Origin of the sequence: Streptomyces sp. NPDC096323, from assembly GCF_040302845.1 — a bacterium.
In the GTDB taxonomy this organism is placed as follows: domain Bacteria; phylum Actinomycetota; class Actinomycetes; order Streptomycetales; family Streptomycetaceae; genus Streptomyces.
In genome coordinates, this window is record NZ_JBEOSI010000001.1 from 683,846 (window position 1) to 697,286 (window position 13,441).

The window sequence follows — 13,441 nt, forward strand, 5'->3', positions numbered from 1 at the left end:
AAAGTGGCAGACCCATGACCACCCCGAGCGTGCGAGGCCGCCCGGTCGCGGGGGCGGCCCGTCGATCAGCGGCGGGCGCCGCCGATGCGGCCTTCCAGCTGGAGGAGCAGTTCGCTGAGCTGTGCACTGAGCCGGTCGCGGGACTCCGCGTCGAGACCGGAGAGCACCGCGCGTTCGTACGCGAGCTGCTGCGGGAGCAGTCCGTCGACCAGCTCCCGCCCCTCGTCGGTGAGGCCGACGTGCGCGACCCGGCGGTCCCGGGCGTCGCTGCGGCGGGCGATCAGACCGCGCTCCTGGAGGGCGCGGAGCCGTTTGGTGACGGCGGCGCCGGAGGAGAACGTCTCCCTGGCCAGGTCGCCCGGGGTGAGTTCACGGTCCGTGCGCCGCAGCGCGCCCAGCAGGTCGAACTCGGCGCGGGTCAGTCCGGCGCCCCGCAACGGTGCGTCCTCGGCCTGCTGGAGCAGGGCCGAGCAGCGGTTGATGCGGCCGATGAGCTCCATCGGCCCGGTGTCGAGTTCCGGGTTGACGGCCTGCCACTGCCGTACTACCGAGGCGACGATGTCGTCGGTCACACCGCTCCGTTCTCCTGGGCGGGGACGGTCGTCCCCTGCCGTGCCGCTGTCGCTGTCGCTGTCGCTGTCGCTGTCGCTGTCGCTGTCGCCGCGAGCGTACGGTGTCCGGCCTGCTCGGCCGCGAGTACGGCCTCCTGCGGCAGGGCACGCTGCCACCACTCGCCGGCCGCGGCGTCGTCCGCCTCGCGCAGTTCCACCAGGGATCCGGTGAGCCTGCGACGTGCCGCCTCGAGGGCCGCCGGGTTGGGCGCGGGGGCTGCCAGGGTCTGCACGGCGTGGGCCCGGGCCCGCTCGGCGTCGGCGAGGGCCTTCTCGACGCGGCCGGTGGCCCGCCGGTTGGTGACGAGCACCGCGGCGAGGAAGCCGACGCCGGCGCCGATGACGGTGTCCAGGACCCGGTCGCCGATGAGTTCACCGGCCGGCTGGCGGCCCGCGTACTCGAGGACGAGCAGCGCCATCGGGGTGACGGCGACGGAGCCGAGCCAGTAGTTGCGGGTGATCAGGGCCTCGGCGGCGAAGGCGAAGAGGAGGCAGAAGCCGATCAGGACCAGCGGGTCCATCCGGGCGGCCGGGAGGACGGCGGCGAAGACCAGGACGCCGAGCAGATTGCCGAGGGTCCGCTGGAGCGTGCGGTTCCAGGAGAGCGTGACGTTGGCCTGGTAGAGCGAGGCGGCGGTCACGATCGCCCAGTAGGGGCGGCCGACGCCGAGGGCCGAGCAGAGGTACCCGGCCAGGGCGCAGCCGACGAGCGTGCGGGCGGCGACCGGCAGCAGCGGGGAGCCGGGGGCCAGGCGCCGCAGCAGGGCGCGTACGGCCCCGTCACCGAAGGCCGGGCGCCGGGCGGCGCGTTCGGCGTCGACGCCGAGGAGTTCGGCGGCGGTTCCGACAGCGGGCGCCGGTGTGGGCACGGGGCCGCGCGCGCGGGTCCGGCGGGCCCAGTCGCGGAGCCGGCCGGCATCGGCGTCCCCGGCCGTGTCGCCTGCGGGCATGGCGAGTGCGGTCTCGGCGTGGACGACGAGGTGTTCCAGAGCGGTGCGCACGGAGGTGGGGCGTCCGGCGGCGAGGAGGGTCTGCCAGGCCGCGTGCACGGCGGCGACGGCGGCGCGGCGGGTGCGGTGGCCGGGGTCGGCGACGTACGCGGCGGCCGCGTTCAGGGCACGGGCCGTGGCGCGGCGCTCGGGTCCCTCCCGGCGAACCAGTGCGGGGGCGACGCCGACGAGCCAGGACACCGCGCCCGCGCCGACGGTGAGGGCGAGGTGACTCGGCACCTGACCGATCTCCTGCGGGGCGAACAGGGCGGCGGAGCTGACGAACGTGAAGATCACCGGCCCCGGGGGCCCGATGCGGGTGGCGTCGCAGAGCAGCTTCTGCCCGGCGGCCAGGAGTGCGCCGACGGCGATCAGGACCGCGGTCGAACCGGTCAGCGAGGCGGCGACCAGGGCGACGGCCAGGCCGGCGATCATGCCGAGGACGACCCCGACGAGGGTCCGGGCGCGGCGCGCGTAGGGCAGGTTGTGGCCGTACAGCGCACAGAGCGAGCCCGCCATCGTGTACATCACGAGGTCGAGGCGGTCCAGGGAGTGGAGCACCAGGTTGGGGATCGCCGTGGCGACGACCACGCTGGTCGCCGGCTTGAACCACATGTCCGAGGGCCGGGCCAGGCGCAGCGGCGCCGTGAGCGGGATTCCACGGACGGAGGAGGACTGCCGGGACCGGATGCTTGTATGACTCACCCACATACTTTAACAGGTATTACACATGTAAATGATTTCGGCCGGTGCGCGTGCCTGACAGTCCGCCCCCGCTCCCGGTCATAGCGTTCAGCCGGGTCAGGCAGCCCGGCACCTCTCCACCCCACGCACGGAGGATGCCTCGATGAAACTCACCGCACCGGTGCCCGGTGGTCCCTGCTGGAAGTGGCTGAGCACCTCGGATGTCGCTGCGGCCAAGCCGTTCTACACCGCATTCGGCCGGCGGACCGAGACGGACCCGCGCGAGGAGGCGGGCGGCTACACCGTGGCGCACCTCGGGGATGCCCGGGTCGCGGCACTCAGCCCCGCCTACCGGCCCGGGCAGCCGCCGGCCCGGACGGTGTCGTTCGCCGTCGAGGACGCGGACGCGTTGGCGCGGGACGCGACGGCGGCCACCGCGCAGAGCGGGGGCGGCGATCTGCCGCGTGATCGTGCGACCTGGGACACCGGGTGTGGCGTCAGCGTGCGGGGCCCCCGATCCACCAGCGAGATGGATCGGGGCCTCCCCGTGACCTCTGGCCGCGCCTATTCGGCCAGGTCGTAAGGAATCCGGCCTCCCGGGATCGGACCACGGGCAGGATCCGTGTCTCTGCCTCGGCGTCGAGTACGCCGGAGACCAGTGCGCCCAAGACCGTTCGGGGCGTGCGGCCGAGCAGACTCACTCCTGCTCAGTCCCTAGGAACGGTAGGGCCCGCATGGCGGATCATGGAACCGCCCACGTCCTCACCTTGCCGAGTGGGGAGCGCGGGCGGTTTCGCGTACGGGGTACGGGGACGGGCTCAGCCGAGGCCGCGGGCGTCCTGCTTGAGGGCCGTGTCCACGGTCAGGGCCGTCGCCACCACGAGGCTGAGCAGCGGCTCGGGCAGCTGGTAGTGGATCTGCAGCACGTAGTTGTCCGCCGTGGTGAACATGGTCTTCGCGAGACCTTCCCAGGTCTTGGTGATCCGGGCTATCTCGGCGTCGTTGTGGTCGACGATCGCGAAGTTCCAGGCGCGCCAGTTCTCCGCCTTGATCGCGCCGACCTTCTGGCCGTCGACCATGATCGCGAAGTTGATCTTGCCGATGGCGTTCTGCTGGACGATCTCGCCGACCGGCTGCCCGTCGGGGCGCTGCACGATGACCTTGGACTTGATGAACTTCGCCGGGCGGGTCAGCAGCAGCTGCGGCTGACCGTAGGCGTCGCGGATCTCGAGCCGGTGGGTCAGGTACTGGTCGATGCTGCTCACGAACCGCAGCACCTTGCGCAGCGCGCTCTGGCCGACCTGGATGACCGAGCCGATGGTGTTGCCGTGCTGATCGAAGACGCGGTACTCGTTCGTCACCTCGATCAGCTTGGCCTTCTGGTTCACGACCAGGACCTGCTGATTGAAGAGCGTGCCCGCACCCGGGGCGCCACCCTGCTGCTGCGGCATACCCTGCTGCGGAACAGCCGCGGCGTGCTGTTGCGGGGCCGCCTGCTGGTGCGGGACGGCCTGCTGGTGGGCGGCCGCCTGCTGCTGATACTGCTGCTGCGGGGATGCCTGCTGCTGATGCGGCGCCTGGGCGGGGGCCTGCGCGGCCTGCGACTGGGCCTGCGCCTGCTGCTGGCCGCCGGCCGGAGCGGTGTGCTCGGTCCACTGGGACCCGTCCCAGTAGCGCTGCAGCTGGGGGTCGCCGTGCGGATCCGGATACCAGCCCGCAGATACGTTCGAGTGCGTTGTCACCGGGGCACACTATCCCGACGCACCCGGAGCGGGACCCCTTGTGCCAGGATCCACAGCTTCACCGCATCCGGTCCCGCACTCAGTGAAGTTTCGCACACCGGTACGATGCCGGGATGAACGCGCTGAGCGAACGGACGGACGGACGGCGGAGTGCCGCCGCGACCGTGGTGCTCGGCTGGGTGTGCGTCCTGATCGCCCTGGCCTCGTGCTGCTTGCCGACGTCCGCGCCGCACGCTTCCGCGCACGAGGGCCCCGCATCCGTCGCCGCGCCCCGGATCACTCTCGCCGTGCAGGTGCGGGCGGCGCCGGTCGTGGTGGCCCACGCCCCGGGCGATCGGGGCATCGGCAGTTCCTGCCACGGCGCCTCGGAGCGCTCGGCGCCCGTCCCGCTGCCCGGCCAGCCCGCCCCGGCCGCGCTACCCTCGGCCGCCGCGGCTGTCCCGTCCGTCCCGCTCACCGGCGGTGCCGCGATCCGCGGCCCGTCGAACGACACGGTGGTCGACGTGGACCATCTGCGCCTTCAGGTTCAACGGATCTAGCCGGACGCCACGTTCTCGGACGCACCGAGAACGCTCCCGCGTACCCGCAGACCATCCGTGTCACGAACCGAAGGACCCACCATGGCCTCCGCCAAGAAGCAGAACACCCCTGCCGCCGCCCGTCGCGCCAAGTTGGAGGAGGCCCGCCGCAAGGATCGGGCCCGCGAGCGCCGCAGCCGCGTCATCACGATCACCGCGGCCGTGGCCGTCGTGGCCGCTCTGGTCGCCGGCGGCGGTTACCTCATGAACCGGGCCGACGAGCAGGACAAGGCCGAGACGGCCGCCAAGGCCTCGCCCGTCGAGGGCGAGAAGAGCTGGGACAAGCTCACGCAGGAGCACGTACAGAAGAAGGTCGACTACCCGATGAACCCGCCGGTCGGCGGCGACCACAGCCCGGTGTGGATGAACTGCGACGCCGACGTCTACACCGAGGAGATACCGAAGGAGAACGCCGTCCACTCGCTGGAGCACGGCGCCGTCTGGGTCACGTACACGAGCAAGGCGAGCCCGGCCGACGTCAAGAAGCTCCAGGAGAAGGTCGAGGCCACCCCGTACTCCCTGATGAGCCCGGTGGAGGACCAGGGGTCCCCGCTCATGCTCAGCGCGTGGGGCAAGCAGCTCGCCGTGAAGAGCGCGGCCGACCCCCGCGTAGCGCAGTTCTTCACGAAGTACGTCCAGGGCGCCCAGACCCCGGAGCCGGGTGCCGCCTGCTCCGGCGGGATCGCCAAGTGACGCCCGCGGCCCGCGCGTCACGGCCCCTGGTGCTGGCCGGCGGGGCGGTTCTGCTGCTCGCGGTCGGTCTGGTCGTGCTGATGCTCGTACGTCCCTCCTCCTCGGCGCCCGCCGCCGCGAGGTCCACGGCGGCGCCCGCCGAGATCTCGGCCGATGTCGGATTCGCGCGCGACATGGCGGTCCACCATCAGCAGGCGGTCGAGATGGCGTTCATCGTCCGCGACCGCACCTCGGACGTGGCGGTGCGCCGCCTCGCGTACGACATCATCAACACCCAGGCCAACCAGCGCGGCATGATGCTGGGCTGGCTGGAGACGTGGGGGCGCGCGAAGAGCTCCCCCGGGCCGCCCATGGCGTGGATGGGCCATACCGTCGCCCCGCGGGACGGCGCGCTGATGCCCGGCATGGCGACCGACGCCGAACTCGACACGTTGCGGGCGGCGAAGGGCCGGGACGCCGAGGTGCTCTTCCTGCGGCTGATGACCGCGCACCACCGGGCCGGGGCGGAGATGGCGCAGGCGGCCGCCGCCGCGGCGGGGACGGACGAGATACGGAATCTGGCCTCGGGCATGGTCGCGGGCCAGCGGTCCGAGATCGCGCTCATGGCGGACATGCTGAAGGAGCGGGGAGCCACGGCCTGATCCGCTGTCCGGTCCCGGCCCCCGTCCCGGTCGCGTCCCGTGCGCGGCCGGGACCCGGTCTGTCCGCATCCCGACCGTACTGACGTACGGAATCGCATAGGCTCGGCACCGATATGAAGAGCAACCTCACGCCGCTGGGGCCCAAGGCCGACAAGGACACCGTCCGGCGCAGCAACCTCAGCCTCGTGCTGCGGGCCGTCCGTGACGAGGGCGAGGGCGAGGCGACCCGCGCCGGCGTCGCCGCGCGGGTGGGACTGACCCGGGCCGCCGTGTCCTCCCTCGTCGAGCAGCTGCTCGACAGCGGGTTCCTCACGGAGTCGGGCAAGACGTTCAGCGGCCAGGCCGGAAGGCCCGGAACCGCGCTCAAGACGGCCCGTACCGGTCCGGCCGGGCTCGGCGTCGAGGTCAACATCGACTACGTGTCCGTGTGTGTCGTCGATCTGGCCGGGACCGGCCGGGTCCGCCTCACCGAGCACCTCGACAACCGGGGCGCGCCGCCCGCCGATGTGCTGGCCCGGGCGGCCAGGATCGCCGCGCGCACCCTGGAGTCCGCGCGCGAGCAGGAGCTGTTCCCGGTCGGCGTCGCCCTGGCGCTGCCCGGTCTGGTGTCGGGCGGTTCCGTGCGTCAGGCCCCGAACCTGGGCTGGAACCAGGTGCCGGCCGAGGAGCTGTTCGCCGCAGCCCTGGCCGCCGAACGCCCGGGGCACGAGGCGCTGACGGTGAGCTCGGAGAACGAGGCGAATCTCGCGGCGCTGGCCGAGCTGTGGTTCGGCGGGCTGGGGCGGGTGCGGACGTTCCTCTATCTGACCGGTGAGATCGGTGTGGGCGGCGCCCTGGTCGTGAACGGCGAGCTGCTGCGCGGTGCGCACGGCTTCGCCGGGGAGATCGGGCACGTGGTGGTGGACCCGGCGGGCCCGCAGTGCCGCTGCGGCTCGCGCGGCTGCCTGGAGCAGTACGCGGGACAGGCTGCGCTGTTGCGGGCGGCGGGGATCGAGGAGACCGGCAGCGGGATCGGGGTCGCGGAGCTGGAGCGGCGTACCCGGGGCGGGGACGAGCGGGCGGTGGCGGCGGTCGCCGAGGCCGGCCGGAAGCTGGGGCGGGTGCTGTCGGGGGCGGTGAATCTGCTGGACCCGGACGCGGTGGTGCTCGGCGGGATCTACCGCAACCTGATGCCGTGGCTGGCGCCGGCCGCCGACGAGGAGCTGACCGACCGGGTGGTGTCGGGGCTGTGGTCGGCGGGCAGCGCCCGGCTGCGCGCCTCGTCCGTCGCGGGTGACGCGGCGCGGGGTGCGGCGGCGCTGGTGATGACGGACGTACTGGCGGACCCGGTGGCGTACGCGGGCCGGGCCCGGGTCTGAACGAACGGTCCGGCCGCGACGGCCCGGAACACGCGAAAGAGGGACGGCCGCGTCGCGCGCGCCCGTCCCCCTCGTGTCACCGCCGCCGTGTGGCCCGCCGGGTCAGCGGACGCCGAGCAGGTGGTCCATCGCCAGCTGGTCCAGCGCCTCGAACGCCATGCCGCGCTCGGCGGCCGCCGTCACGTCGAAGTCCTCGAAGGCCGAGCGGTCGGCCAGCAGGCCCGCCACGCCGTCCTCCGCGGTCCGCTGCGCCAGCTCGTCCAGACGCGCGGCGCGCAGGGCCTCCTGGACCTGCGGGTCGGCGCGGAAGGCGGCGGCGCGCTCCTTGAGGATCAGGTAGTTGCGCATGCAGCCCGCGGCCGAGGCCCAGACGCCGTCGTAGTCCTCGGTGCGCGGCGGCTTGAAGTCGAAGTGGCGCGGGCCGGCGTAGTCCGAGTTCTCCAGGAGGTCGACGAGCCAGAAGGCCTGGCGCAGGTCGCCGGCGCCGAAGCGGAGGTCCTGGTCGTACTTGATGCCGGACTGGCCGTTGAGGTCGATGTGGAAGAGCTTGCCCGCCCACAGCGCCTGGGCGATGCCGTGCGCGAAGTTCAGCCCGGCCATCTGCTCGTGGCCGACCTCGGGGTTGACGCCCACCATCTCGGGGCGCTCCAGGCGCTCGATGAAGGCGAGGGCGTGGCCGATGGTGGGGAGCAGGATGTCGCCGCGCGGCTCGTTCGGCTTGGGCTCGATGGCGAACTTGAGGTCGTAGCCCTGCTCGGTGACGTAGTCGCCCAGCAGGTCGAAGGCCTCCTTCATGCGGTCGAGCGCGACGCGGATGTCCTTGGCGGCACCCGACTCGGAGCCTTCGCGGCCGCCCCAGGCGACGTAGGTGGTGGCGCCCAGCTCGACGGCGAGGTCGATGTTGCGCAGCGTCTTGCGCAGGGCATAGCGACGGACGTCACGGTCGTTGGCGGTGAAGGCGCCGTCCTTGAACACGGGGTGCGTGAACAGGTTCGTCGTCGCCATCGGGACGACGAGTCCGGCCGCGTCCAGGGACTGGCGGAACCGCTTCACGATGCCTTCGCGCTCGGCGTCCGTCGAGCCGAACGGGATCAGGTCGTCGTCGTGGAAGGTCACGCCGTACGCGCCCAGCTCCGCCAGCTTCTGGACGGAGTCGACCGGGTCGATCGCCTCCCGCGTCGCGTCCCCGAACGGGTCGCGGCCCTGCCAGCCCACGGTCCACAGGCCGAAGGTGAACTTGTCCTGCGGGGTGGGCGTGAAGCGTTCCGTCATGGTCCTGCCGCCTTCGGTGCCGTGGGTCCGCAGCCGGTCGAACGGCCGAACCTCAATTTGTTCACTGTCATGACTAATCATGCACGGACCACCCCGCCGACGTAACCCCCCGACCCGGAAATTCCGGAGAGGCCCTGTTCCCGGCGCGCTCCATCGCGTAATTTGTTTTGCGTACGATCAAATCCCGGCGGGGCGAGACCCGCAGCGCGAGGCCCACCGCCCGGGAACCCCTGAGCCAGAGATTGAGGTCAGCCATGCCGCCGCTTGAGGTCGTCATCGGTGTGGACAGTTCCACCCAGTCCACCAAGGCCGCGTTCGTCGACGCCGCCACCGGCCGGCTGCTCGCCGTCGGGCGCGCGCCGCATGTCGTCACCGGCGAGGGCGGGGCCCGTGAGACGGACCCCGAGGTCTGGTGGCAGGCGCTGCGCGACGCGGTCGCCGCCGGGCTGAAGGAGTCCGGCGTCGCCGCCGCCGACGTCAAGGGGATCGCCGTCGCGGGACAGCAGCACGGACTGGTCGTCCTCGACGGTGCGGGCCGCCCGCTGCGCCCGGCCCTCCTCTGGAACGACACCCGCTCCGCCCCGCAGGCCGCCGCGCTCACCGCGGCGCTGGGCGGGGCCGACGCCTGGACCGCCCGCACCGGTTCGGTTCCGGTGGCCTCGATGACCGCGTCGAAGTGGCAGTGGCTGCGGGAGAACGAGCCCGAGACCGCCGCCGCGACGGCCGCGATCCGGCTCCCGCACGACTTCCTGACCGAGCGCCTCTCCGGCCGCGCCGTCACCGACCCGGGCGACGCGTCCGGCACCTGCTGGTACTCCACCGCGACGGGCGCCTACGACCCGGAGCTCCTCGCGCTCCTGTCCATCGACGCGGCACTGCTGCCCGAGGTGGCGTCGAGCGGCGCGGCGCGCGCCGGTTCCCTGACGGCCGAGGCCGCCGAGGCGCTGGGCCTGCCCGCCGGGATCGCCGTCGCCGCGGGCACGGGTGACAACATGAGCGCGGCCGTCGGCCTCGGGCTCGGCGGCGCGGGGCTCCTCGACCACCCGGTCCTGAGCCTCGGCACCTCGGGCACGGTCTTCACCGCGTCCCGGGCCCGGCCGGCCTCCCCGGCGCTCGCCGGATTCGCCGCGGCGGACGGTACGTACCTCCCGCTGGCCTGCACCCTCAACTGCACCCTGGCCGTGGACAAGGTGGCCGCGCTGCTGGGCCTGGACCGCAATGACGCGGCGCCCGGCGGCGAGGCCGTGCTCCTCCCCTACCTGGACGGCGAGCGCACCCCCGATCTGCCCACCTCCTCCGGTCTCCTCACCGGGCTGCGGCACGACACGACGCCGCAGCAGCTCCTGGGCGCCGCCTACGAGGGCGCGGTCGTCACCGTGCTGCGCGCGCTCGACGAGCTGCTGCGGGCCTGCGGGCTCGACCCGGACGACCCCGAGGTGGCGAACCGGCCGCTCCGCCTGATCGGCGGCGGCGCCCAGGGACGCGTATGGGTGGAGACCGTGCGCCGGCTCTCCGGCCGGCCGGTGACCGTGCCCTCCAGCGGGGAACTGGTCGCCCTGGGCGCGGCCGCGCTCGCCGCCGCGGCGGCCACGGGCGCGGACCCGGTCGCCATCGCCGCCGGCTGGGACACGGGTGAAGAGGTGCACCTGGAGGCGGTCGAAAGGGACCTGGCCACCTGGGAGCGGGTCGGCTCGGTGCTGGAACGGGCCGCCGGGCCCCTGCTCGGGGCGGGCGGGGCGGGCCTCCCCGCCTGACCGGCTGTCATGTCCCGTCGCCCGCCGGACACAAGGGCGTGCGGCGGGCGACGGCCGTTGTGGACAGCGCGCGCCGGCGGCCGTTTTGGATAGCGAACAGATGTTCACTACTATCCGGCGATGATCATAAGAAAAAGGCTGACGGTCGGGGTGGGCATCCTGCTCGCCACCCTGACCGCCGGGCTCGGCACGGCGCTCCCCGCCTCCGCCGATGAAACCACCGCCCAGGCCTCCCCCAAGGTCGAGCTGGTGCTCGACGTCAGCGGCTCCATGCGGACCCGCGACATCGACGGCCAGTCCCGCATGACCGCGGCTAAGCAGGCGTTCAACGAGGTCCTGGACGCGGTGCCCGAGCAGGTGCAGCTCGGCATCCGCACCCTCGGCGCCGACTACCCGGGCGACGACCGGAAGGTGGGCTGCAAGGACACCAAGCAGCTCTACCCGGTAGGCCCGCTGGACCGCACCGAGGCAAAGACCGCGGTCGCCACCCTGGCGCCCACCGGCTGGACCCCGATCGGTCCGGCCCTGCTGGGCGCCGCCGACGACCTGGAGGGCGGCGACTCCACCCGCCGGATCGTGCTGATCAGCGACGGGGAGGACACCTGCGGCCCGCTCGACCCGTGCGAGGTCGCCCGGGACATCGCGGCGCGCGGCATCCACCTGGTCATCGACACCCTCGGCCTGGTGCCGAACGCGAAGATCCGCCAGCAGCTCACCTGTATCGCGGAGGCCACCGGCGGCACGTACACCGCCATCCAGCACACCGACGAACTCTCCGGCCGGGTCAAGCAGTTGGTGGACCGGGCGGCCACACCCGTCGTGACCCCGGTCGCGACCAAGGGCGCGGACAGCTGCACGGACGCCCCGCAGCTCAAGCCGGGCCTCTACACCGACCGCGAGAGGTTCGCCGAGCACCGGTGGTACCGGGTCGACGTGTTTCCCGGCCAGGAACTGCGCGCCTCGGTAAGCGTGTTCGCCGACCGCGCCGTCAACAACGACTACGGCATGCTGTTGCGGGCGGTCACCGTGCACGGCCGGGAGATCGTCAGAGGCGCCGAGTCCGGCACAGGACGCACCGACGCGATCTCGTCGGGGCTGCGGTATCCGAAACCCGAGGCGGACAACGACGGCGACACCAAGCCGGCCGCGGAGACCGTCTGTCTGCAGGTCTCCAACTCCTTCTCCGCTCCCGTCTCGGTGAAGACCGCTCCCGGCATGCCGGTCGAGCTGACGATCGATCTGGTGGACGCCCCCGACGCGGCCGCCGACCCCGCGGCTTTCGGTCTCGGCCGCGGCTGGTGGCTGCTCGGCGTGCTCGTCCTGACCGGACTGGTCGCGGGCCTGCTGACCGGCTGGATCTCGCGCTGGCGCGTCGCTGTCTGGAGGACCCACTGATGTTCCGTACGAGACGCGTGCTCGCGAGTGCGCTGCTGACCGGTCTCGCCGTGCTGACGGGGGCCGGTGCCGCCACAGCGGACGGCCCTTCGGCAAGCCCGAGCGCATCCGGTGACGGGTCGGGCCCCACGGAGGCGGGCACCACCTTCCGTACCGCCACGGCGGTCGAGCAGGACCAGACCGCCACCGCCGGCGCCTCCGCGGGCGACTACCTGTACTGGGTGTTCCCGGCCGACGCCGGACAGCGGGCCACCGTCAGGGCGAAGGTCACGCTGCCCGAGACCGCCACCCGGCACGGCGCCTCGACGTGGCAGGTCGATGTGTACGACGGGCTACGCCGCCGCCAGGCCTGCATGTACGGGAAGCAGACCGGCAAGGCCGCGGCCGACGCCGCCACGGTCGAGCTCACCTGTGTGCTGCGTACGGTCAGGGCCTGGTCCGAACCGTGGGCCAACGACCCCCTGCCCGGCAGCTATTACGTCCGCCTCACGGTCGTCGACCTGCCCTCCGCCGATCTCGGGCTGCCGGTGCGGACCGAGGTCGAGGTCACGGCGGCCGACAAGGGCGGTGCCGCGGACGTCGACGGCACGCTCTCCAAGCCGCTGGTTCCCGGCGCCTCCTCGGTCGAACAGGCAGCCGACGGAGCGTCGGCGGCCCCGGTCGCCCTCGCCGGCGAGCCGGAGGACGGCTGGTCCTCCGGCTGGTGGACCGACCGCTGGCTGTGGACGGTCGGCGGCGGGGTGCTCGGCGCGCTCGCGGCCGTCTTCGGGTACTCGCTCACCCGCGGCAACGGCCGCCCGTCGCACGTCCCACCGGGCGTCTGACCACGCGTCACCGCCGGACGGGCCGGACAACCGGCCCGCCCGGCGGCGGAGGCCGTGTCCTCTGCTGTTGGATGGGTGCCACCGGGTTCCGAATGACGGAAGGCGCGTGGTGCTCACACTGACGGAGGTCGCCGGGAATCCACTCGTCCTCACGCGCCGCCTGCGCCTGCGGGACGGTTCGGAAGTCGTCTTCCGCCCCCTCGCGCACGGCGACGCGGGCCACCTGGCCCGCTTTCTGGCGGGCCTGTCCCCCGAGTCGCGACGGCTCAGTACGTTCGACGGATACGGACTCGACACGGCCCGGGAGCTGTGTGACGCGATCGCGCGGTACGACAAGCTCAGGCTGGTCGTCGAGGAAGCGGCGTCCGGCAGGATCGTCGGGCTGCTGGAATTCAGCCTCGGCCTGCACCCCTCGGACCTCGCGCGCTACCGGAAGGCCGGAGTGCCCCTCATCGAAGGAACCGACTGCCGGTTCGGACCCACCCTGGCCGACGACTACCAGGGCAGAGGTGTGGGGACGCTGCTCTTTCCGCTGGTCACCGAGGTCGCGCGCCGATTCGGAAGGAAGCGGGTCATCCTGTTGGGCGGAGTCCTCACCGACAATTTCCGCGCCCTTCGCTACTACGAGAAGAACGGCTTCGAAGCGGTCGGTACGTTCACCGGGCCGGGCGGCGCGTCGTCGCTCGACATGATCCTGGCCCTCGGCCCGGAACCCGGACGCGTCTGATCCGCCGGAGGGCGAGCGCCCACCGGGCCGGACAGCGCGCGGCCGCGAACGGGCCGGCGGCGGACGCGGCGGTCAGGGCGGTCAGGGCGGTCAGGGCGGTCAGGGCGGTCAGGGCGGTCAGGGCGGTCAGGGCGGTCAGGGCGGTCAGGGCGGTCAGGGCGGTCAGGGCGGAC

Annotated in this window: 12 protein-coding genes and 1 pseudogene; 9 read left to right on the forward strand and 4 right to left on the reverse strand. The window is 72.9% G+C overall.

The features are described from left to right. Positions 1-65: 65 nt before the first annotated feature. Together ABTX18_RS03070 and ABTX18_RS03075 are read right to left on the reverse strand one after the other, a co-directional pair. On the reverse strand, positions 66-572 hold the full coding sequence (locus ABTX18_RS03070; RefSeq protein ID WP_352120972.1) for a MarR family winged helix-turn-helix transcriptional regulator: 507 nt from the start codon (positions 570-572) through the stop codon (positions 66-68). After that, on the reverse strand, positions 569-2,305 hold the full coding sequence (locus ABTX18_RS03075) for an FUSC family protein (RefSeq protein WP_352120973.1): 1,737 nt from the start codon (positions 2,303-2,305) through the stop codon (positions 569-571). The genes ABTX18_RS03070 and ABTX18_RS03075 overlap by 4 nt, the downstream gene beginning before the upstream one ends. 142 nt (positions 2,306-2,447) lie before the next feature. On the opposite strand from ABTX18_RS03075, the pseudogene ABTX18_RS03080 reads away from it, so the two are divergent. Beyond that, positions 2,448-2,723 (forward strand): annotated as a pseudogene (locus ABTX18_RS03080) (VOC family protein); the annotation flags it as partial. Between the two features lie 379 nt (positions 2,724-3,102). On the opposite strand, the gene ABTX18_RS03085 reads toward ABTX18_RS03080, so the two are convergent. Further along, complete coding sequence (locus ABTX18_RS03085) at positions 3,103-4,026, reverse strand: LURP-one-related family protein (protein ID WP_352120974.1); 924 nt, start codon at positions 4,024-4,026, stop codon at positions 3,103-3,105. Between the two features lie 113 nt (positions 4,027-4,139). Here ABTX18_RS03085 and ABTX18_RS03090 point away from each other — a divergent pair, with 113 nt between their 5' ends. From ABTX18_RS03090 to ABTX18_RS03105, 4 genes are all read left to right on the forward strand, one after another. Then, positions 4,140-4,565 carry a hypothetical protein gene (locus ABTX18_RS03090; RefSeq protein WP_352120975.1) on the forward strand — a complete coding sequence of 142 codons (426 nt, stop codon included), beginning with the start codon at positions 4,140-4,142 and terminating at the stop codon, positions 4,563-4,565. An 81-nt stretch (positions 4,566-4,646) separates the two neighbouring features. Then, positions 4,647-5,297 carry a thioredoxin-like domain-containing protein gene (locus ABTX18_RS03095; RefSeq protein WP_352120976.1) on the forward strand — a complete coding sequence of 217 codons (651 nt, stop codon included), beginning with the start codon at positions 4,647-4,649 and terminating at the stop codon, positions 5,295-5,297. Beyond that, positions 5,294-5,938, forward strand: coding sequence for a DUF305 domain-containing protein (locus ABTX18_RS03100; RefSeq protein WP_352120977.1), 645 nt, complete (start codon positions 5,294-5,296; stop codon positions 5,936-5,938). The genes ABTX18_RS03095 and ABTX18_RS03100 overlap by 4 nt, the downstream gene beginning before the upstream one ends. A 113-nt stretch (positions 5,939-6,051) precedes the next feature. Next, positions 6,052-7,296: an ROK family protein gene (locus ABTX18_RS03105; protein ID WP_352120978.1), complete on the forward strand. Its 1,245-nt coding sequence runs from the start codon at positions 6,052-6,054 to the stop codon at positions 7,294-7,296. Between the two features lie 102 nt (positions 7,297-7,398). Here ABTX18_RS03105 and xylA read toward each other — a convergent pair whose 3' ends face one another. Further along, a complete protein-coding gene (gene xylA / locus ABTX18_RS03110; protein WP_352120979.1) occupies positions 7,399-8,568 on the reverse strand; it encodes a xylose isomerase in 1,170 nt (389 codons plus the stop codon). A gap of 254 nt (positions 8,569-8,822) precedes the next feature. Here xylA and xylB point away from each other — a divergent pair, with 254 nt between their 5' ends. The 4 genes from xylB to ABTX18_RS03130 all read left to right on the forward strand — a co-directional run bounded on the left by xylB (position 8,823) and on the right by ABTX18_RS03130 (position 13,268). Continuing rightward, positions 8,823-10,322 carry a xylulokinase gene (xylB, locus tag ABTX18_RS03115; RefSeq protein ID WP_352120980.1) on the forward strand — a complete coding sequence of 500 codons (1,500 nt, stop codon included), beginning with the start codon at positions 8,823-8,825 and terminating at the stop codon, positions 10,320-10,322. A 120-nt stretch (positions 10,323-10,442) separates the two neighbouring features. After that, entirely contained in the window at positions 10,443-11,717 is a 1,275-nt protein-coding gene (locus ABTX18_RS03120; RefSeq protein ID WP_352120981.1) for a VWA domain-containing protein, read from the forward strand. Continuing rightward, entirely contained in the window at positions 11,717-12,541 is an 825-nt protein-coding gene (locus ABTX18_RS03125) for a hypothetical protein (protein ID WP_352120982.1), read from the forward strand. Before ABTX18_RS03120 ends, ABTX18_RS03125 begins: the two co-directional genes overlap by 1 nt. Positions 12,542-12,647: 106 nt before the next feature. Next, positions 12,648-13,268: a GNAT family N-acetyltransferase gene (locus ABTX18_RS03130; RefSeq protein ID WP_352120983.1), complete on the forward strand. Its 621-nt coding sequence runs from the start codon at positions 12,648-12,650 to the stop codon at positions 13,266-13,268. Positions 13,269-13,441 lie beyond the last annotated feature (173 nt).

Bases quoted from the DNA above. Each gene is read 5' to 3' on its own strand.
- ABTX18_RS03090 (WP_352120975.1), top strand. From the start codon at position 4,140: ATGAACGCGCTGAGCGAACGGACGGACGGACGGCGGAGTGCCGCCGCG.
- ABTX18_RS03095 (WP_352120976.1), top strand. From the start codon at position 4,647: ATGGCCTCCGCCAAGAAGCAGAACACCCCTGCCGCCGCCCGTCGCGCC.
- ABTX18_RS03105 (WP_352120978.1), top strand. From the start codon at position 6,052: ATGAAGAGCAACCTCACGCCGCTGGGGCCCAAGGCCGACAAGGACACC.
- xylA (WP_352120979.1), bottom strand. From the start codon at position 8,568: ATGACGGAACGCTTCACGCCCACCCCGCAGGACAAGTTCACCTTCGGC.
- xylB (WP_352120980.1), top strand. From the start codon at position 8,823: ATGCCGCCGCTTGAGGTCGTCATCGGTGTGGACAGTTCCACCCAGTCC.
- ABTX18_RS03120 (WP_352120981.1), top strand. From the start codon at position 10,443: ATGATCATAAGAAAAAGGCTGACGGTCGGGGTGGGCATCCTGCTCGCC.
- ABTX18_RS03125 (WP_352120982.1), top strand. From the start codon at position 11,717: ATGTTCCGTACGAGACGCGTGCTCGCGAGTGCGCTGCTGACCGGTCTC.